The following is a 17468-nucleotide window of genomic DNA, read 5'->3' on the forward strand; positions in this document are numbered from 1 at the left end:
GTACGGTCACCCCGCGATGCGGAGTCCGCGCGCCAGGGCCGCCACCGGCGCGATCACCAGCCGCTCAGCGGTGAGCCGGTGATTGGCCAGGATGAAGAGCCAGGCCGGATAATCCCGCCGACGCCAGCGGGCGTCACCCACCGCGTCGCTGCGTTCCACAAGGCGATGGCCAATCAGGCCCGGCGCGCCGTGGATCACTGGAAAGAGCACGACCGCAAGCTTCCAGAAGCCGGGCGCCGCCAGCGTCGCGGCGATCCAGGCCAGGCCGGCCAGCGTGCCGAAGATGTGCAGCGCGACATTGAGGGGCTGCTGGTGCTCGGGAAGAAACGCGTCCCGATAGAAGGTCGAGAAGGCCTTGGGAGGGTCAGTCATGGGGTTGCTCCAATTCTCTGGGTCATGACGGCCGGAAGAAGGGGAGCAGGGTTCTCGGCGCACCCCGTCTTGGCTCCGGACGGCCTTCAAAGTATGTGAGTAATTACTCGCTTAAAGGACTCGCATTCCCCGCCATGGATGAAACCCAGCTGAAGGCGCGTAAGGCCCCGAAGCAGGCGCGATCCCTCGCCACCGTCGAGGTGATCCTGGCGGCGGCGGCTCGCGTTCTGGCCCGGGAGTCGCTGGCGGGCTTCAACACCAACCGCGTCGCCGAAATCGCGGGCGTGAGTGTCGGCTCGCTCTACCAGTACTTCCCCAACAAGGCCGCCCTGGTGGTGGCGCTGATCGAACGGGAACAGGCGCGACTCGCTGACGGCCTGGAGGCGGCGGTGGGCTCGGTCTCCCAAGTGCCCCTTGTCGAAGGCCTCAGCCGCCTGGCCCACCTTGCGATCGGGCAGCAGTTCCAGGACCCGGTCTACGCGGCGGCCCTGGACCACGAGGAGCGGCGCCTGCCCATCGGGTCCCGGCTGGCCTTGAGCGAGGGCCGGCTCGTCACGGCGATCCTGAGGTTTCTGGAGGACCACCGGGACGAGTTGCCCGACTGGCCGGACGGGAGCCGGGAGGACGTCGCACGCGACCTCCTGCTGATCACGCGGGTCATGGTCGAGGCGGACGCCGAGGAGGGACGAGACCCTCCGCCCTCACTGCATCCCCGGCTGGTGCGCGCCATCTCGGGCTACCTGCTCGGGCCAGGGCTCAGTGGGCCAGTTTCAGGGTCACGACCCCGGCGATGATGAGGAGCACGCCCAGGTAGCGCATCAGAGAGGACGGATCCCCGAAGAAGAGCACGCCCACCAGGAAGGTCCCCGAGGCCCCGATGCCGGTCCAGACGGCGTAGGCGGTGCCGATGGGGATCTGGCGCTGGGCCAGCCACAGGAACACGCCGCTTGCAGCCATGAGCAGCACAGCCATGGCGATCCCCTGCCAGCGGGTCGCCGGGGACTGGGCCAACTTCAGCCCGACCGGCCAGCCAATCTCCAGGATCCCCGCCACCACCAGGTAGATCCAGCTCATCGCCATCCTCACTCCAAGCCCGGACGCCGGAGGCGCCGCTCCGGCAGCATAGGATGGGCGAGGCCGTGACACCACCGGAGGGAGAGGGCGGAGGGCGGAGGGCGGATGGGGGTGGGGAGGGTGACCCTGACGCCGACGGAAAGGAACCTCGGATCAGAAGAGACCGGAGCGCCGGCCGGTCGACTCCGGAGACATAGGCGCGATCGTCTCCCGCTCTCCGGGCTCGAGTTGCAGCGCATCCCAGCATCCGAAGCGCCGCAGGGTTGGCTCCAGGTCCGCCGCACCTGCCGCAAGGGCTTCGGACAGGGCCAGCTTCAACCACCCCAGGCATTCCGACCGATAGGAGGCCGTTCGCGCAACGAACGGCATGCCGCGCAGCGTGACCGAGACCGTGGGCGCGCCGCTCCGATCGGCGGCGGCGTTGGCGGCCATGTAGGGCAGGAACACCTCGCCGATGAGGGTCAACAGGCCCTCCAGACCCGGACCCAGGGGGCTGGCGGGATCGCGCCACTCGCCCTCGATCCCGGAGGCGTCGTCCAGATCCTGCACCCACTGGAAGGTCCGCACGGCGTCCCGTCGCATGATCGTCGAGGCGCTGGGATCAATGGCGCATTGGGAGAGCTGGCCGAAGAGGCCGATGTCACCGATTGAGGGGCGTCCGCCAAACAGGAACCGACTGACCTCCACCTGCGCCTCTATCGCGGCCAGGACCTCGCCATAGGTCGAACGAAGCAGCGGCCGGTTCACCTCGCGATCGCCCAGCCGGGCAAGTACGCCGGTCTGCCGCGCCCTGAAACGCTCGATGATCTCATCGAACTGCGCCCTGGGCATCGCCCCCAGCCAACCGGCCATCTGGCGGCGGGCGCAGAAGTCCTGGTCCGCTTCCGCGTCCCAACGGAAGTCGAACAAGGGCTGCACCAGCCACTCGTCCGCGAAGTCCTCGACCAGCAGGGCCAGGAACCGGTCGCCAGGATCCTCGGGCAGCAGGCTACGCTCCCGCGGATGCATCTCTTCGAGGGCTAGGATCATGGGCGTGGTGTCGGCCCAGTATCGTCCGTCGGGCAGTTGCATCACCGGGATCATGCCCTTGCCGGCGGCCTTCAGTTCCCCGCCTTGCCCCAGGTATCCGGGCGGCACGATCCAGTCGTGCGGGATACGACGACAGCGAAGCGCGGCGCGCAGCTTCAGCGAGTAGGGTGAGCCGGGTCCGCCCAGGATACGGTAGCGTCCCATCGCGACGCCGGTCATGCCGGGGTCCGGGAAACAGAGGTGCATCCCTGACGCCGCCCTCCGAGACGCTCGGCGCCAATGGCGCAGCTCGACCGGTCTCTCCCAGCGCCAATCATGCCCAATGCCATCCCCCCTGAGCCGCCAAGCCTGCCGACGACGCCCGGACCCATCCGGACCGGACAGGCATGCCGATCCGACGCCAATACAATCCGCTCCCAGGCTGAAGACGCCAGCCTGGCGGCAGGATGTCTTCAGATGCGGCCCTTCGGCAAGTCGCCGGGCGGCTGAGCCACCCGCCGTTGCGACCCCGCCATCGAAATCCCCTTGCCGCGGTTGCCCGGCTCGCGCCTAACTCCCATTGTTAAGCGTCTGGCAAAAAGACGTAACCTTGAGGGGAGTTCAGTTCCGGTGTCGCAAACCCAGTCCGGCCCTGCGGGCGGTCCCATCTCCCTGACGCGCGCCCTGGTCTTCGCCAGTGCGGCCGTCCCCATCGGGGCCCTCGGCGTCGCCGCCACCGTTCACCTGCCGCGCTATTTCGCAGCCGAACTCGGCCTGTCCCTGGCCCTGGTCGGCACGGTTTTCGCGCTGGTCCGGTTCATCGACATTCCGATCGACACCGCCATGGGCCTCGCGATGGACCGGACAAAGACCCGCTTCGGTCGCTACCGGGTCTGGATGGCCCTCGGCGCTCCGGTGCTGATGCTGGGCTTCTACATGCTGCTGAGGACCGGCTCCGGGGATGGGCCCCTCTACCTGGGCTTCTGGCTGCTGGTGATGTACCTCGGCTATTCCGGCGTCCTGCTCTCCCACCTCGCCTGGGCCGGAAGGCTTGCCCCCACATACACGGAACGCTCCCGGATCTTCGGGGCCATCACGGGGCTGGGCGTCATTGGCGCCATGGCCGTGCTGCTGATCCCGATCGTCATGAGCCAGCAGGGCTTTACCGACGCTCAGGGTGTCCAGGCCATGATCTGGTTCATCATCGCCGCAACGGCGGTCACCTGCATGCTTGTGGTCTTCAGCTCGCAGGAGCGTATCGCCCAGGACCGACCCGCCCAGTTCACGCTCAAGGACTACGCCCAGCTGCTCACCCGGGGAAACGTGATCCGGCTGCTGGCCGCCGACCTCATGGTCACGCTCGGACCAGGCTGGATGGCCGCGCTCTACCTGTTCTACTTCAAGGACAGCCGGGGGTTTGACACCGCTTCCGCCAACCTGCTGCTGCTGATCTATGTCGCGGCGGGGTTCGCCGGCGCGCCCTTCGCCGCCTGGCTGGCGAACAAGGTCAGCAAGCACATCGCCTTCCTGGTCACGACCACCATCTATTCCGTCGGCCTGATGTGCCTGCCCTTCCTGCCCAAGGGCGACTTCCCGATCTTCTCCGTGCTGATGTTCCTGGTGGGCGCCATGGCGGCAGGCTTCACGGTGATGATGCGGGCCATCGCGGCCGACATCGCCGACGAACTCCGGCTCGACAGCGGCCGGGAGTGGATGGGCCTGATCTACGCCGGCCTCACCGCCACGTCGAAGCTGGCTACTGCCGGCGCGATCTTCCTGACCTTCAACGTCCTGGCGCTGGTGGGATACCAGGTCGGCGCCGGGGTCACGAACACGCCCGATGCGATCCGCGGCCTGGAGCTGGCCTACATCGTCGGCCCGATCATCTTCGTGATGGCCGCCGGCGCCTGCTTCCTCGGCTACAAGCTGACCGCAGAGCGCCACGCCGAGATCCGCCACAAGCTCGACCTCCTGGATGCCAGCGAGACCGACCCCGGCGCGGCGGCCGAAGCCCTCTCCGGCGTTGATCTTGGGCCGAAGGGGCGGCCGTGAGGTTCGGGTGATCAGAGGCGCTGCCGCGCTATTTCAACCCATCCTCGAACAGGGTGTAGGCAACCACGGCGTTCGCATGGCCGTGCCCCATTCCATGTTGATCCTTCAACATTGTGACCAGTTGCATGTGTTTGGCCGGGTAGCTGTCCCGCACGAGCTGCTGCCATTCCGAGATCGGTCGGCCATACTTCTTCTCGATCGACGGAAAGTAGGATGCGGGCCCCTTCACAGCATTCTCGGTCATCAACAAACGCCTCAGCTTCCGGTCCGACCTTTTTTCAGCCGACAGCCAGGTCCGCAAAGAGATTCCACGCTCGGAGTGTCCAACTGCAGGCTCGTGGAGCATCGCCGACGACGTCCAGGGCGATTCATCAGCCCAACGCACTGTAAAAACTGGCTATTTGAAGTTTGAACGACCGGCGTTGAGGTTCGGGTGACCAGAGACAAGTTGCGTGCAGACATCGCCCTAGCCACGTCCCACAGTCTCCGAGTTTAGGACGGCATCCGGAAAACTGGCGCGACGACTGGGGGCTTTGCGCCTCTGCGGTCCCCCGATTGCAGGTTCGCGACAGGGGAGTGGCGGAGCAGATCCTAATTGCGCGGACATCACCGGCTGTATCGCTGAACGATATGTCGGGCATCGCGGATATGCCGTGGGCGGCGCAACAACGCGCAGTTTTCGGTCCACATGTCTGATTAACCCGCTTCGTCGGCCAGAAGCGTTAAATAGGCCGATCACTTGCAAAACTCATGTCAATCTGATGAACATATTTACATGGACCAACCGATGGAAAACAACAGTGGGAAAACGTTTTAAGCGCTGGCTTGCGTCAGCGTCGCTGATCCTGGTGTTTTCGTCACCAGCTACTGCAGGTATTGATAGAATAGATTTCAAATACACCAGCATGACCCACCTCGGTTTTTCGGGATCGCTTGCGAGTATTGATTTAGACTCAAAGGAAACGATGGATCTCATTGCCAACCAGCTGAGGTCCTCCGGAGTGACGGTAACAGGCATCTCAGAAGGTCAAGTCCGATTTGTCCAGACGGAAGGTGATAAGGCCTGCGAAAATTGGTCGAATTCAATTTTTCGTGCCGAATTAGCGGCATTCGCTGAGAATAAGCCTAAAGATTACAAACGATTAAATAGGTCAGGACAGCCAGTTGGCTGCTCTGTTCCCAAGGCTTCCTGGATACAATACGCGTATTCGGCACAAAAAATGGAGCGGGGGCGGAGCTTCACAATAAATGGTGTCGTCGATCGCTCGGTGACCTTTAATCAGGGTGGGGTTAGGCCTTCATTCGGGACCATTTTCAACGGCTACAATATAGCTAACATCGTGACTATGGTTCCGACAAACTCCTCGTTTGTTGCAAATTTTCAAACCATGTTCATTGTCCATGTTTGGCGCGATGAGCATGACGAAAAGACTTCGGTTTTCGTGTTGGCTTTACCCAAGTCAGACGGTGTCGAGGCTTCTCCAGGACGATCGATTGGATCGATTTATCGGCCCTACATCGACGGACGCATTGAGCAAACGGCAGCTCAAAACATCCTAAGTTTTGTGACCCAGAAGGCTATCATGGGAAAATGATCACCATGAACCGCGATTGCCGATATTATCGATCACCAAGTAAAAGATAGTCATAGATACAACGAGGTTGTGCGACCCACATAAGGCAAGAAAGTGAGCAGGCCCATCAAAAGGCACGTAGTTTTCTGAATAATGGAAAGCCGATGACCGATTTCTTTATGTTAGAACAGGGTCAATGGGCTGGGCTCACGAACGTGCCCACGAATAGTGCAGGAATGGCTAGTTCCCCCATTCTGATAACGAGCGTGATGCCTATGAAAACTGGGCAAGGTCATCTGAGGGTTGATCTTGTTCAACCGCTTCATGTGGGGGGTAGCAGGAGCCTCTCATTAAGCGTCAAAGTGGTGCAGAAATCCAGAAGCCATATCACTTGCCTGATGGATGATGGGGGCGACAAAAGTACGGTTATATTTGCTCGACCTGATTTCGATTGGCTAAAGCTTAACTGTGCGCCCTTAATGCGTAGACGCCCGCCTAGCGGACCGGCGTTTATTGTAGAAGGCAAAGAAATCGGCACTCCAACCTGGCATGAATATCTCTCTCAGGTTTTTGGAGAAGATGAGACTTCCGCACTGAGTGGGACTACAAAAGATAGCTTCAAGGTCAAACTTCCAAAGATGCCCGCTCAACGAGCGAGCATCCTGGTGAACAAGGAGTTCGACCAGCTTGATGCCTGCCTGATTGCCCGTGGTTTTTGTCCGCGGCAGATGGAAGATAAATGGTTCGTATACTATGAGAACGGCAGAATTCTGTCTCGGCGCAGTTGGACAGGAATTCTAATTTACGACGTCGAGTCATATTGGCGCGGCGACCGCTTGTATCTGGGGCAGGCGTGGGTAAACCGCAAAGAAGGGCAATACAGCGAGACAAACGATCGCCACGACGAGCACCTCTTGCAGTACATTATCGATGTAGTTTTGCGTGGTGTGACTGCGATATTCCCGGCTCAAACAGATAGCGATCAGAGTGCACTTGAATCTTGATCGCTTGTTGGTCTGCTTCGATTGGCTGATGAAATGGCGCATGCGGTGGGAAAATCTCTCGCCGAGCTTCACGACCCGGTGGGGGATATACCTGCCGCGAAGATGGGGTAGCAGTGGCCCATGGCCTATGCCGATCCAGTCGTGCCTGGCGCTGCTGTTGAACACATCAGCCAGATGCTGACGCTGGCCAAGAGCAAGCATCAGGAGGCCATGGGCTTGCTCGGTACGCCTGATCCGAACGCCCTGCCACGCCTGCGCGAAGTGCTGCGGCTCTTCGAGGAAGGTTGAGCTGTTGGCCGATGACGCGGCAAGCTATGTCGAGGCTGGCGTGTTGAAGGTAGCTATCAAGGACCTGCATTTTCAGCAGGCGGCCGCTCAAGTGGCCATAGCCCAGCTGGAGAACGCGAAGGTCCAATCCCCATTGGCGACGCCTTGGCCGTGGTTTACCCTGATCGTTCTAGCGTTGCTGATCGCCCAGGTAATCGGTTGAGGTCTCAATTTGGGACCCGAAGCGTCGGTTCTCATGATCGTCTCCAACCGCAATACGACACAAACAGTTCGGTAGACGGAAAGCCAGAAAACCTGGAATTTACGTCGTTGCTGGAGACTGAACCTTTACAGCCGAGGTTCGGGTGAAGAGAGACGAGAGCCGGTCAGAGACCGATTTTGTGGTTTTCGGCACTCTCTGGGGTTCGGCCGCCACCGGCAAAACCGCGCGGAAGCTGGGGATCTTCTGGCCTCAGAAGGCCCACCTCATTGATTCGCATTGAGATGTTGGCGGAAGGGGTGGGATTCGAACCCACGGTAGGCTCTCACCTACGGCGGTTTTCAAGACCGCTGCCTTAAACCACTCGGCCACCCTTCCGGCGGCGCGGCTATAGCAGGGGGCGCCGGGGCCCGCCAGACATGGTGGACGGATATTGGGCGCTTCGGCGGGGAAGCTTCAATTCAGCGCGCCACAACGGGAAGTCCAGGGAAGCGAGGGAAACGGACCTTGCGCCAGGATCGGCAGCTCGCCTGGCATTGGCATGGAAACGGCGACACTAGGCGCCCAGCCGTTCCGGGCCTCAAACAGGGTCCTTGGTGTCCTGCCCCAGCCCCTGCGGCCCACATGGAGGCCTCAGATCAAGACGGTCCAGCGACGGCCGTCATTCCTGGTCGTTGGATCGCCTGAGGCGCCAAAGGGGCCAGGCCAGGGCGCCGCCGCCAGCCAGGATCCAGACATCCCCAAAGAGGTGGTTCAGATGCATGGGGTCCTGCAGGGCATGGAACAGCATGACAGCGCCGTGCGTGAAGCTCGAGATGGCGACAAACCAGAGGAAGCTGCTGTGCCGGACGGGGTCCTTGATGGCGCGCAGGGCGCAGATCCCCAGCGCAAAGTAGACGCTGACCATCATCTGGTCGTAGATCGCGTTGTAGGGTGGCCAGCGCCAACCTCCCAAGAGGTCGAAATAGACCGCGGCGGGAATCCCAATGAGGCCTGCAAAGGCCCAGACGGCCACTACAGGGCGCAGCGCACGGTTGGCTTGGTAGACTGTCATGGCGTTGAGACCTTCAGCTTTCTCGGTGGGTACCGGAAGGCCTGGCCGAACCCCTTCTTGAAAAAGGATTGGGGGCGCAGGGGAGCCCGGCGGGGATCCTGCGTCTGGACGAAGCCTCTTGCCAGATTCAGGTACTGGAAACAGCCCTTTCGCGCGCCTTCAGGTTTACTCCAAAGGGTCTCCGTTTTGGGGCTGCACTCCGCGCGAGCAGGAGGCGCCAGGAGCGGGCGGGCCCGGTGGAAGGATACTGGACACTCCGCGCCGGAAGCGTCCAATCTGCGAGTCACAAACACACTCCGGGGAGGAGACGGCATGGGACCTGGCGCAGAGACCGGCGGCGCAGCCGGTAATGGCGTGGAAACGGCGACCAAGGGGGCCTTTGGCTTCCTTGTGTTCATGATGGTCCTGAACATCCTGAACATCCTGGACCGCCAACTGCTGCCGACCTTCGGCCCCGAGATCAAGGCCGACCTGGGCCTGTCGAACGGCCAGTTCGGCCTGCTGACTGGCATCATGTTCACCCTTCTCTACGGCATCCTCAGCCCCTTCATGGGCCTGGTGGCCGACGCCGTGCACCGGCCGCGCTTCGCCGCCTTTGGCGTGGGGCTGTGGAGCCTGCTCACCGCCGCCTCGGGCCTGGCCAAGGGCTTCGTTTCCCTCGCCATTCCCCGGGTCATGATCGGGGTGGGGGAGTCGACCCTCACGCCCACCGCCCTGTCCATGATCTCCGATCGCTTCCCCTCGCGCCAGCTGGGCTTCGCCTCGGGCTTCTACTACGCCGGCGTGCCCCTGGGCTCGGGCCTGGCCTACCTGGTGGCGGCCTCCCTCGGCCCCGTGATCGGCTGGCGCAACTGCTTCCTGATGATCGGCGCCCTGGGCCTCATCCTGGCCGTGTGGATGGCCACCTTCCGGGAGACCCGCCCGCCGTCGCCGCATGCGGGGCAGGGCGCCCTAAAGGCCGTGAAGGGCATGCTGGGCCTGCTGCCGGAACTCCGCGCCGCCCTGAAGCGGTCGCCGGCTCTCCTGCTCACCATCCTCGGCGGCATCGGGGTGCACCTGTCCGTTGGCGCAGCCCAGTTCGACACCATCTGGTGGAAGGAGGAGCTCAAGCTCGAGACCGGGCCGCTCTTCCTCAAGGTCGCCCTTATGTACGCCACGGTCGGCGTGGCGGGGAACATCCTGGGCGGCGCCCTGGGCGACTGGTGGCTGAAGAAGACCGGCCAGGGCCGTTCCATGCTGATCGTCATCATCCTGATCGCGATGGCGCCCCTGCAGTTCCTCTATCGCCTGACCGACCATGACGGCCTGATCTTCTGGCTGGGCATCGGCTCGGGGATCTTCCAGCTGGCGGCCATGTATGGCGGAGCCTACTCCACCATCCAGGAGCTCGCGCCATCCAGGGTCCGGGCGACGGCGGTGGCCCTGTTCATCATGGGCGTGAACGTCGTCGGCCTGGGGGTATCGACCACGGTCGGGGGCTTCATGATCGACGCCTTCGCGGCGGCGGGACGCGACCGGCCGATCACCGACATGATGCTGGTCATGACCGCCGCCTCGCTGATCGCCGTTCCGGCCTTCTACGTGGCGGCGCGGCGGTTCTCGGGAGATCGCGACGCCCTCTGGCGGTACGAGAGGGGCGAGGGGTCCTGACCTCGGCCCTGGGGGCTGGACGCGGCGCGCCGCAGGGGCCATTCAGGCGCCATGAGCGGTGGTCTCTTCATCTCGTTTGAAGGCGGGGAAGGGGTGGGCAAGTCCACCCAGGTCCGACGCCTGGCCGCGCGCCTCCAGGCCGCTGGCCATGAGGTGGTGGTGACCCGCGAGCCCGGGGGCTCGCCGGGCGCAGAGGCCATCCGCAACCTGGTGCTGAACGGGTCCGCCGACCGCTGGAGCCCGGTCACCGAGACCCTCCTGATGTACGCCTCCCGGCGTGACCACATCGAGCGGACCCTCCGGCCGGCGCTGGCGCGGGGCGCCATGGTGCTGTGCGACCGCTATGCGGACTCCACACGGGCCTACCAGGGCGCGGCGGGCGGCGCGGACCCGGGCCTGATCTCGGCCCTGGAGGCCTTCATCCTGGAGGAGGTCCGGCCCGTCCGGACCCTCGTCTTCGACCTCGACCCGGAGCTCGGCCTGGCCCGCGCCCTGGGCCGGCCGGACGCCGAGGCCCGCTTCGAGTCCAAGGGGCTCGACTTCCACCGTCGCCTGCGTGAGGGCTTCCTGGCCATCGCCCGGGCCGAGCCCGGCCGCTGCCGGATCGTCGACGCCTCGGGCGATCCCGACGCCGTGGAGGCCCGGGTGCTCACGGGCCTGGACGGCCTGTTTCCCCGCCTGGGCGCAGCCGGGTGAGCGAGGCTCCGCCCCATCCCCGGGACGTCTTCGACCTGGTGGGCCAGCAGGCCGCGGAGGCCGCCTTCGAGGATGCCCGGGCCCGCGGGCGACTCCATCACGCCTGGCTGGTCACCGGCCCGCCCGGCCTGGGCAAGGCGACCCTGTCCTTCCGCATCGCCCGTCGCCTGCTGGGCGCCGCCCCGGACCCGGGCCATGGCCTCCTTGGCGCCGCGCCTCAGGACCCGGTCTCGCGCCTGGTCTCCCAGGACGCCCACCCGGACCTGATGGTCGTCGACCGCACCGACTCTGACGGCAAGGTGCGCCGCGAGATCCTGGTGGAGGAGGTCCGGCGGCTGAACGAATTCTTCTCCAAGTCGCCTGCCTCGGCGCCCTACCGGGTGGCCATTGTCGACGCCGCCGACGACCTCAACCGCAACGCCGCCAACGCCATTCTCAAGACCCTGGAGGAGCCGCCGCCGCGCGGGGTCCTGCTGCTGGTCTGCCACGCCCCCGGCCGGCTGATCCGCACCATTCGATCGCGCTGCCGCACCCTCAAGCTGGCGCCCCTGCCGGAGGACGTCGTCGCCGGCTTCGTCGCCCGGCGGACCGGCGCCGACCCGGAGCAGGCCCTGCGCCTGGCGCGCATGTCCGGCGGGGCGCCGGGACGGGCCTGGGCGCTGGCCTCCGAAGGGGCGCTGGAGATGGATGACGCCGCCCGCGCCCTCCTGCAGGGCCTGCCGGACCTCGACCGGACCCTCGCCCTGTCCCTGACTGACCGGTTCCGGGGCGGGGAGGGCGCCCGCAGCTTCGCCCTCCTGGCCGAGCGACTGGCCGCCCGGGTCCACGACCTCGTCCTTCGCCGGGCGGAGGAGGGGATTGGCGGCCTGGACGCCTGGGCCGAGGCCTGGTCGACCCTCGACCGCCTGCCCCGCGAGGTGGAGGCCCTGAACCTCGACCGGGCCGAGGCCCTCTTCACGGCCCTGGCCGACCTGCGCGCCGCCGCCCGCACCTGATTTCACCAGACCTGAGCCCATGCTGCCTGAACCATGCTGATCGACAGCCACGTCAACCTCCACGCCCCCCAGTTCGACGCCGACCGGCAGGAGGTGATCGACCGGGCCCGGGCCGCCGGCATCGGCCTGATGGTGAACATCTCGGACCGGCTCTCGACCTTCCCGGCCAACCGCGCCATCGCCGAGGCGCCCGACATCTGGTGCACGGTGGGCGTCCACCCGCACGAGGCCAAGGACATCCCCGACCTTTCGCCCCAGACACTCCTCGACCTCGCCTCCGACCCCAAGGTGGTCGGCATCGGCGAGACCGGCCTCGACTTCCACTACGACCTGTCGCCCCGGGACATCCAGGCCCGGGTCTTCGCCGCCCACATCGCCGCGGCCCAGGAGAGCGGCCTGCCCCTGGTGGTCCACACCCGCGAGGCGGACGACCTGATGACCCAGATGCTGGAGGAGGCCCACGCCCGGGCGCCCTTCCGCATGCTTCTGCACTGCTACACCTCGGGCGCCGAACTGGCCCGGCGGGCGGCGGCGCTCGGCGCCTGGTTCTCGGTGTCCGGCATCGCCACCTTCAAGGCCGCCGAAGATGTCCGCGCCGTCATCCGCGACATGCCGGCCGACCGGATCATCGTCGAGACCGACTGCCCCTATCTCGCCCCCGTCCCGCACCGGGGGCGGCGCAATGAACCGGCCTTCCTCCCGGCCGTGCTGGCGGGCCTCGCCGCCGTGCGTGGCTGGAGCCTGGAGGAGGCCGAGGCCCGCTGCGAGGACGCCTTCTTCGCCCTCTTCGACCGGATCCCCCGGCCATGAGCGGGACCCTGGAGTTCACCATTCTGGGCTGCGGCTCCTCCGGCGGGGTGCCGAGGGCCGACGGCGACTGGGGCGAGTGCGATCCCGCGGACCCGCGCAACTTCCGCACCCGCTGCTCCATGCTGGTGCGCAGGGTCGCGCCTGATCCGGCCCAGGCCACCACCGTCCTGGTGGACGCCTCGCCAGACCTGCGCTGGCAGACGGCCCAGGCCGGCGCCCGACGGCTCGACGCCCTGCTGCTGACCCACGACCACGCCGACCAGACCCACGGCATCGACGACATCCGGGCCTTCTTCATCCGCCAGAGGGCGCGCATTCCCTGCCACATGGACGGGGCCACCTACGCCTCCATGGGCCGGCGGTTCGGCTATGTCTTCGAGGGGGAGGGGGGCTATCCCGGCATCGCCGACCCCGTCCTGATCCCGCCCCACGGCCAGGCCTGGGCCGTGGACGGCCCCTCGGGCGCCATCCCGGTGGTGACCTTCGACCAGGACCACGGCGGCCTGCGCTCGGTCGGCTACCGGTTCGGCGACGTCGCCTATTCCAGCGACGTGGTCGGCCTGCCGGAGGACGCCTTCGAGGCCCTCGCCGGCCTCGACGTCTGGATCGTCGACGCCCTGCGCTGGCGACCGCACCCGACCCACGCCCATGTGGACCTGGCCCTGGAGTGGGCGGCGCGGCTCAAGCCCCGGCGCACCATCCTGACCAACATGCACATCGACCTCGACTTCGCCGCCCTCAGCGCCCGCCTGCCCCCCGGCGTGGAGCCGGCCTTCGACGGCCTGCGGTTCGAGCACGTCCTCGGCTGAGGCGCGGCCGCTGGGAAGCAATCGCTTGCAAGTCGCATGGGCCCGGCGGAACATCCGAACCGGGAAGTAGGCTCGGCTACGGGGGCAGGGGACATGACGACGCGTCGGGAGGCCCTCCTGGGCCTGGGAGCTGCTGCGAGCCTGTCGCTGGCGGCGGGGAGGACCTCGGCCGAGGCGCCGACGCCGGGAGCGGGCGGTCTACCCTATCGCCCCCACAGCCTGCGGACCCCCGACGGCCTGAACATCGCCGTCCAGGACTGGGGCGACCCGTCGAAGCCCGCGATCCTGTTTATCCACGGCTTCATGTCGAGCTCCATCTGCTGGATGCGACAGCTCAGCAGCTCCCTCGGCAAGGACTTCCGGCTGGTCGCCTACGACTGGCGCGGCCACGGCGTCTCGGACAAGCCGAACGATCCGCGCTTCTACGCTCACGGCGCCCGCTGGGCGCAGGAGATCGAAACGGTCATCTCGGGCCTGAAGCTCGGCAAGCCCGTCATCGCCGGTTGGTCCATGGCCGGCGAGATCATGTGCGACTACCTGCAGGCACGGGGTGACTCCCACATTTCCGGGATCAACTTCGTCGACACCGGCGTGCTGAGCTTTCCCACCGAGGGCAACGACGCCGAAAAGCGGGGAGGGGCCGCCGCCGCCCTCGTCAGCATGGATACCTTCTCCAGTCTCCAGGCGACGGAGGGCTTCATCCGGCTGTGCACGGCCACGCCGCTGGCGCCCGCCGACCTCGCCGCCTGGGTCGCCGTGGGGAACATGACGCCCTGGTATGTCCGCAAGTACATGACCAGCCGGCCCGAACCGGATCCGCGCACCCTCCTGCAGCGCCTGAAGGTCCCGGTTCTCATCACCCACGGGGGCAAGGACCTGGTCGCCAACATCGCCGGGGCCCGGCGGGCCGCGACCCAGATTCCCGACGTTCGCCTCAGGATCTACGAGGAGGCCGGACACGCCTCCTTCTGGGACGCCGCAGATGCTTACAACGCCGACCTCGGCGCCTTTGCGGCCCTGGCTCACCAAAGACCCGCCTGAGCAGGATGGCCGTCATGATCCGTCCGGTCCCGGCTCTGCTGGGCCTAGGCCTGGCCCTGGCCCCCGCAGCGGCGCACTGTGCGCCGAGCCAGTCCTATCGCGTCAATTACCAGCTGGTCCGGCCGCTGGACGCCGATTTCAGGTTCGCGGTGCTCGGCTCCCTGACCCAGACCCCGGGCTCGACCGGCACCGGCGACCGGACGACCCTGGTCGTCGTGCCCGCCGGGCTCGAGTACAAGATCGACAGGAACTGGTCCGCCCAGGGCTACCTGCAGCTCAACAAGGACTTCTTTTCCTTCGGGCCCGACAAGCTGGAAGTACGCCCGGTGCTGGGCGTGACCTACAAGCGCGCCCTCTCGCCGCAGGTCGAGGTCGGCGCCTGGCTCCGCTACGAAGCCCGGTTCCAGGACGTCACCGGCGCTGACACCTTCCAGAACCGCCTTCGCCTGCGCCCCTATGTCGACTTCAAGTTCGGTGCGAACCCCGGCAAGCCCGGTTCCTGGCACGCCCGCACGGAGTATGAGCCCCGCTATGTCTTCGGGGACGGCGAAGGGCTCTTCAACAGCCAGCAGATCCGGCAGGCGATCGGCTACAAGGTCAGCAACCAGCTGACCATCGACCTGCGCTATTCCCGCGACTGGAACCGCAAGTCCGCGGCTGCGGAGTTCGGCCGCTCGAATGACGCCGTGACCCTCCAGGTCAACCAGGTGTGGATGCCGAAGTAGCCTTGGCGCCCCTTGCAGCCTGCGGGGGGATGTCGCACACCCACCGCGGATTTCTCGTGGAGCAGAGCGCGTGGCGGGACGGAAAGACCCGATCGGCAGGGTGAAGCTCGCCTTCCTGGCCTCCCGCAACGGCTCGGCCTTCCGGGCGGCCGTCGAGGCCGTGGGACGGGGGCGACTTGCCGCCGATGTAGTCCTCCTGGCCAGCAATACGGCGAAGGCGCCGGCCCTGGACTTCGCCCGGGAGCGGGGCGTGCCCTGCAAGGTGATTCCCACCGCCGCCGATCCCGCCGCCGGCGACCGGGCCCTCGCCGACGCGCTGGCGGCCTCCGGCGCAGACTGGGTGGTGCTGTCGGGCTACCTGCGGCGCATCGGGCCGGCCGTCCTGGCGCGCTTCCCGGACCGCATCCTCAACATCCACCCCGGCCCCCTGCCGGCCTTCGGCGGGGAGGGGATGTACGGCCGGCGGGTGCACGAGGCGGTCATCGCCGCCGGTGTCCCCGCCAGCGAAGTCACCATCCACCTGGTCGATGGCGAATACGACCACGGACGGGTCCTCGGCCGCTGGCCCGTGCCCGTGGCGGCGGGGGATACGCCCGAGGCCCTGGAGCAGCGCGTCACAGCCCTGGAGCCCGAGGTCATGACCCGGACCCTGATCGCCCTGGCGGAAGGCCGCCTGGAGGGGTTTCAGGCGTCCTGAAGGCCGGCCCGGGCGGGCACGGGCAGACGGTTCCCGACCGCCGCGGCGCGCTTCGCCCCGCGATCGATTTCTTTCATGAGATCATGGCAGTAGACGCCGAAGTCCACCTGGATCGTGTGGCGCTTGGAGGCGTAGTACTGGCCCATGTGCAGGGCCTCGTCCTCGGCGGTGATCCGCTCCATGTCGGCGGGCGAGGGGGGCAGGTACTTCCCGGTCAGGTAGGCGGCGACGAACTTGGCCTGCTGCTCGGCGAAGTTGACCAGGGTCGGCAGGGGCTGGGCCAGGCCCATGTAGAAGAGGTTGGGCACGCCGGGCTTCATCATCCGCTTGAACAGGGGCAGGCGATGATCGGAATCCGGGACGAAGGCCGGATCCTCGAAGAACGGGAACTTCATGTCGTAGCCGGTGGCGTAGATGATGACATCCACGTCCTCGACGCTGTCGTCGGTGAAGCGCACCTGGCGGCCCTCCAGGGCCTTGATCCCGGGGCGGAAGGTGATGTCGCCGCAGCCCGCCCGGGTCAGGAACTCGCCGCTGACCGAGGGGTGGGCCTCCAGCGGCTCATGGTCGGGCTTGGGCAGGCCATAGTCCTCCATGGCGCCGAGGGCCTTCTTGATCCCCTTGCGGGCCAGGGACAGACCCAGCTTGCGGGGCATCCAGGGCGGCATGGCCGCCTTGTCCGCCGGCCGGCCATTCATGTACTTGGGCAGCACCCAGACCCCGCGCCGGGCCGAGACGATCAGCCGGCCCGCCAGGGGCCGCTGGGACAGCTCCGAGGCGATGTCCATGGCCGAATTGCCCATGCCGACCACCACCACGGTCTTGCCGCGCACATCCACCGGATCGAAGGGCGTCCTGTAGGCGTGGGAGTGGAATGAAACCCCGTCGAAATGGCCCGGATACTCCGGCGTGCGGGGGCTCCAGTGATGTCCGTTGCACACGAAGAGAACATCGTAAAGCCTTGTTTCACCATTCGAAAGCGTGACGTCCCAAAGACCCTCGGCGTTGCGCACCGCCTTGGTCACGGCGGTGTTGAAGGTGATGGTCTCGCGCAGGCCGAAATGGTCGACATAGTCGTGGAAGTACTGCAGCAGCTGGCTGTGGTGCGGAAAGTCCGGCCAGCCGGCGGGCACGGGATAGTCCTCGAACGCCAGGCGCCACTTGGACGTGTCGATGTGCAGGCTCTGGTAGCAGGCTGAGTGGCCATTCGGGTTGTTGTAGTACCAGTTGCCGCCGATGTTGTCGGACATCTCGAAGCAGTCGTAGGGAACCCCGAGGTCTTTCAGCTTCTTGGCCGTGGTGAAGCCGGAGCAGCCGGCGCCGATGATGCAGGCCTTGGGCAAGGGGGCCATCTGGGGTCTCCAATCCGTTTCCCGTTCGGATTCAGGACTTTGGAGCCGAACGCGCCAAGGTCAAGCCT

Annotated in this window: 20 protein-coding genes and 1 tRNA gene; 14 read left to right on the forward strand and 7 right to left on the reverse strand. The window is 66.0% G+C overall.

The window, feature by feature from the left end; translation table 11 throughout:
- Positions 1–6: 6 nt before the first annotated feature.
- Positions 7–372, reverse strand: coding sequence for an Mpo1-like protein (locus tag HYN04_RS06580; protein ID WP_110450025.1), 366 nt, complete (start codon positions 370–372; stop codon positions 7–9).
- Positions 373–506: 134 nt separating this feature from the next.
- Between HYN04_RS06580 and HYN04_RS06585 the strand changes: the two genes are divergently transcribed.
- Positions 507–1166 (forward strand): TetR/AcrR family transcriptional regulator, encoded by a 660-nt coding sequence (locus tag HYN04_RS06585; protein WP_110450026.1) that lies wholly within the window; start codon positions 507–509, stop codon positions 1164–1166.
- Here HYN04_RS06585 and HYN04_RS06590 read toward each other — a convergent pair.
- Complete coding sequence (locus HYN04_RS06590; RefSeq protein WP_241962706.1) at positions 1129–1452, reverse strand: DMT family transporter; 324 nt, start codon at positions 1450–1452, stop codon at positions 1129–1131. The two genes, HYN04_RS06585 and HYN04_RS06590, sit on opposite strands and share 38 nt — an antisense overlap.
- A 147-nt stretch (positions 1453–1599) precedes the next feature.
- Positions 1600–2694 carry a glutathione S-transferase family protein gene (locus HYN04_RS06595; RefSeq protein ID WP_162599569.1) on the reverse strand — a complete coding sequence of 365 codons (1095 nt, stop codon included), beginning with the start codon at positions 2692–2694 and terminating at the stop codon, positions 1600–1602.
- Positions 2695–3084: 390 nt separating this feature from the next.
- On the opposite strand from HYN04_RS06595, the gene HYN04_RS06600 reads away from it, so the two are divergent.
- Positions 3085–4506: an MFS transporter gene (locus HYN04_RS06600; protein ID WP_162599570.1), complete on the forward strand. Its 1422-nt coding sequence runs from the start codon at positions 3085–3087 to the stop codon at positions 4504–4506.
- Between the two features lie 28 nt (positions 4507–4534).
- Here HYN04_RS06600 and HYN04_RS06605 read toward each other — a convergent pair whose 3' ends face one another.
- Positions 4535–4750, reverse strand: coding sequence for a DUF4287 domain-containing protein (locus tag HYN04_RS06605; RefSeq protein WP_110450030.1), 216 nt, complete (start codon positions 4748–4750; stop codon positions 4535–4537).
- 556 nt (positions 4751–5306) lie between these two features.
- On the opposite strand from HYN04_RS06605, the gene HYN04_RS13435 reads away from it, so the two are divergent.
- The 4 genes from HYN04_RS13435 (at position 5307) to HYN04_RS06610 (ending at position 7574) form a co-directional block, all read left to right on the forward strand.
- Positions 5307–6101: a hypothetical protein gene (locus HYN04_RS13435; RefSeq protein ID WP_162599571.1), complete on the forward strand. Its 795-nt coding sequence runs from the start codon at positions 5307–5309 to the stop codon at positions 6099–6101.
- 143 nt (positions 6102–6244) lie between these two features.
- Positions 6245–7084 (forward strand): hypothetical protein, encoded by an 840-nt coding sequence (locus HYN04_RS13440; RefSeq protein ID WP_162599572.1) that lies wholly within the window; start codon positions 6245–6247, stop codon positions 7082–7084.
- Positions 7085–7204: 120 nt separating this feature from the next.
- Entirely contained in the window at positions 7205–7372 is a 168-nt protein-coding gene (locus tag HYN04_RS13445) for a hypothetical protein (RefSeq protein WP_162599573.1), read from the forward strand.
- 4 nt (positions 7373–7376) lie between these two features.
- A complete protein-coding gene (locus HYN04_RS06610; protein ID WP_110450031.1) occupies positions 7377–7574 on the forward strand; it encodes a hypothetical protein in 198 nt (65 codons plus the stop codon).
- A 285-nt stretch (positions 7575–7859) separates the two neighbouring features.
- Here the strand turns inward: HYN04_RS06610 and HYN04_RS06615 are convergent.
- A tRNA-Ser gene (locus HYN04_RS06615) sits at positions 7860–7949 on the reverse strand.
- A gap of 283 nt (positions 7950–8232) precedes the next feature.
- Positions 8233–8625, reverse strand: coding sequence for a DUF6632 domain-containing protein (locus HYN04_RS13450; RefSeq protein WP_162599574.1), 393 nt, complete (start codon positions 8623–8625; stop codon positions 8233–8235).
- A 312-nt stretch (positions 8626–8937) separates the two neighbouring features.
- Here HYN04_RS13450 and HYN04_RS13455 point away from each other — a divergent pair, with 312 nt between their 5' ends.
- The 8 genes from HYN04_RS13455 (at position 8938) to HYN04_RS06655 (ending at position 16048) form a co-directional block, all read left to right on the forward strand.
- Positions 8938–10275, forward strand: a complete 1338-nt coding sequence (locus HYN04_RS13455; RefSeq protein ID WP_162599575.1) for an MFS transporter — start codon at positions 8938–8940, stop codon at positions 10273–10275.
- 51 nt (positions 10276–10326) lie between these two features.
- Complete coding sequence (gene tmk, locus HYN04_RS06625) at positions 10327–10971, forward strand: dTMP kinase (RefSeq protein WP_110450033.1); 645 nt, start codon at positions 10327–10329, stop codon at positions 10969–10971.
- Positions 10968–11966 carry a DNA polymerase III subunit delta' gene (locus tag HYN04_RS06630; protein ID WP_110450034.1) on the forward strand — a complete coding sequence of 333 codons (999 nt, stop codon included), beginning with the start codon at positions 10968–10970 and terminating at the stop codon, positions 11964–11966. The genes tmk and HYN04_RS06630 overlap by 4 nt, the downstream gene beginning before the upstream one ends.
- 33 nt (positions 11967–11999) lie before the next feature.
- On the forward strand, positions 12000–12776 hold the full coding sequence (locus HYN04_RS06635) for a TatD family hydrolase (protein ID WP_110450035.1): 777 nt from the start codon (positions 12000–12002) through the stop codon (positions 12774–12776).
- Positions 12773–13585 (forward strand): MBL fold metallo-hydrolase, encoded by an 813-nt coding sequence (locus HYN04_RS06640; protein WP_110450036.1) that lies wholly within the window; start codon positions 12773–12775, stop codon positions 13583–13585. The genes HYN04_RS06635 and HYN04_RS06640 overlap by 4 nt, the downstream gene beginning before the upstream one ends.
- A 93-nt stretch (positions 13586–13678) precedes the next feature.
- Positions 13679–14626: an alpha/beta fold hydrolase gene (locus tag HYN04_RS06645; protein ID WP_162599576.1), complete on the forward strand. Its 948-nt coding sequence runs from the start codon at positions 13679–13681 to the stop codon at positions 14624–14626.
- A 14-nt stretch (positions 14627–14640) separates the two neighbouring features.
- Positions 14641–15351, forward strand: coding sequence for a DUF2490 domain-containing protein (locus HYN04_RS06650; RefSeq protein WP_162599577.1), 711 nt, complete (start codon positions 14641–14643; stop codon positions 15349–15351).
- A 70-nt stretch (positions 15352–15421) separates the two neighbouring features.
- Positions 15422–16048 carry a formyltransferase family protein gene (locus tag HYN04_RS06655; protein ID WP_241962707.1) on the forward strand — a complete coding sequence of 209 codons (627 nt, stop codon included), beginning with the start codon at positions 15422–15424 and terminating at the stop codon, positions 16046–16048.
- On the opposite strand, the gene HYN04_RS06660 is transcribed toward HYN04_RS06655, so the two are convergent.
- Entirely contained in the window at positions 16036–17400 is a 1365-nt protein-coding gene (locus HYN04_RS06660) for a flavin-containing monooxygenase (RefSeq protein ID WP_110450039.1), read from the reverse strand. The genes HYN04_RS06655 and HYN04_RS06660 overlap by 13 nt on opposite strands.
- Positions 17401–17468 lie beyond the last annotated feature (68 nt).

The sequence above is a fragment of the Phenylobacterium parvum genome, from assembly GCF_003150835.1.
GTDB lineage: Bacteria > Pseudomonadota > Alphaproteobacteria > Caulobacterales > Caulobacteraceae > Phenylobacterium > Phenylobacterium parvum.

What these genes read in the sequence shown, in the direction of transcription:
- HYN04_RS06580 (WP_110450025.1), bottom strand. Translation starts at nt 372, where the DNA reads ATGACTGACCCTCCCAAGGCCTTCTCGACCTTCTATCGGGACGCGTTT.
- HYN04_RS06585 (WP_110450026.1), top strand. Translation starts at nt 507, where the DNA reads ATGGATGAAACCCAGCTGAAGGCGCGTAAGGCCCCGAAGCAGGCGCGA.
- HYN04_RS06590 (WP_241962706.1), bottom strand. Translation starts at nt 1,452, where the DNA reads ATGGCGATGAGCTGGATCTACCTGGTGGTGGCGGGGATCCTGGAGATT.
- HYN04_RS06595 (WP_162599569.1), bottom strand. Translation starts at nt 2,694, where the DNA reads ATGACCGGCGTCGCGATGGGACGCTACCGTATCCTGGGCGGACCCGGC.
- HYN04_RS06605 (WP_110450030.1), bottom strand. Translation starts at nt 4,750, where the DNA reads ATGACCGAGAATGCTGTGAAGGGGCCCGCATCCTACTTTCCGTCGATC.
- HYN04_RS13440 (WP_162599572.1), top strand. Translation starts at nt 6,245, where the DNA reads ATGACCGATTTCTTTATGTTAGAACAGGGTCAATGGGCTGGGCTCACG.
- HYN04_RS13445 (WP_162599573.1), top strand. Translation starts at nt 7,205, where the DNA reads ATGGCCTATGCCGATCCAGTCGTGCCTGGCGCTGCTGTTGAACACATC.
- HYN04_RS13450 (WP_162599574.1), bottom strand. Translation starts at nt 8,625, where the DNA reads ATGACAGTCTACCAAGCCAACCGTGCGCTGCGCCCTGTAGTGGCCGTC.
- HYN04_RS13455 (WP_162599575.1), top strand. Translation starts at nt 8,938, where the DNA reads ATGGGACCTGGCGCAGAGACCGGCGGCGCAGCCGGTAATGGCGTGGAA.
- tmk (WP_110450033.1), top strand. Translation starts at nt 10,327, where the DNA reads ATGAGCGGTGGTCTCTTCATCTCGTTTGAAGGCGGGGAAGGGGTGGGC.
- HYN04_RS06635 (WP_110450035.1), top strand. Translation starts at nt 12,000, where the DNA reads ATGCTGATCGACAGCCACGTCAACCTCCACGCCCCCCAGTTCGACGCC.
- HYN04_RS06640 (WP_110450036.1), top strand. Translation starts at nt 12,773, where the DNA reads ATGAGCGGGACCCTGGAGTTCACCATTCTGGGCTGCGGCTCCTCCGGC.
- HYN04_RS06645 (WP_162599576.1), top strand. Translation starts at nt 13,679, where the DNA reads ATGACGACGCGTCGGGAGGCCCTCCTGGGCCTGGGAGCTGCTGCGAGC.
- HYN04_RS06650 (WP_162599577.1), top strand. Translation starts at nt 14,641, where the DNA reads ATGATCCGTCCGGTCCCGGCTCTGCTGGGCCTAGGCCTGGCCCTGGCC.
- HYN04_RS06660 (WP_110450039.1), bottom strand. Translation starts at nt 17,400, where the DNA reads ATGGCCCCCTTGCCCAAGGCCTGCATCATCGGCGCCGGCTGCTCCGGC.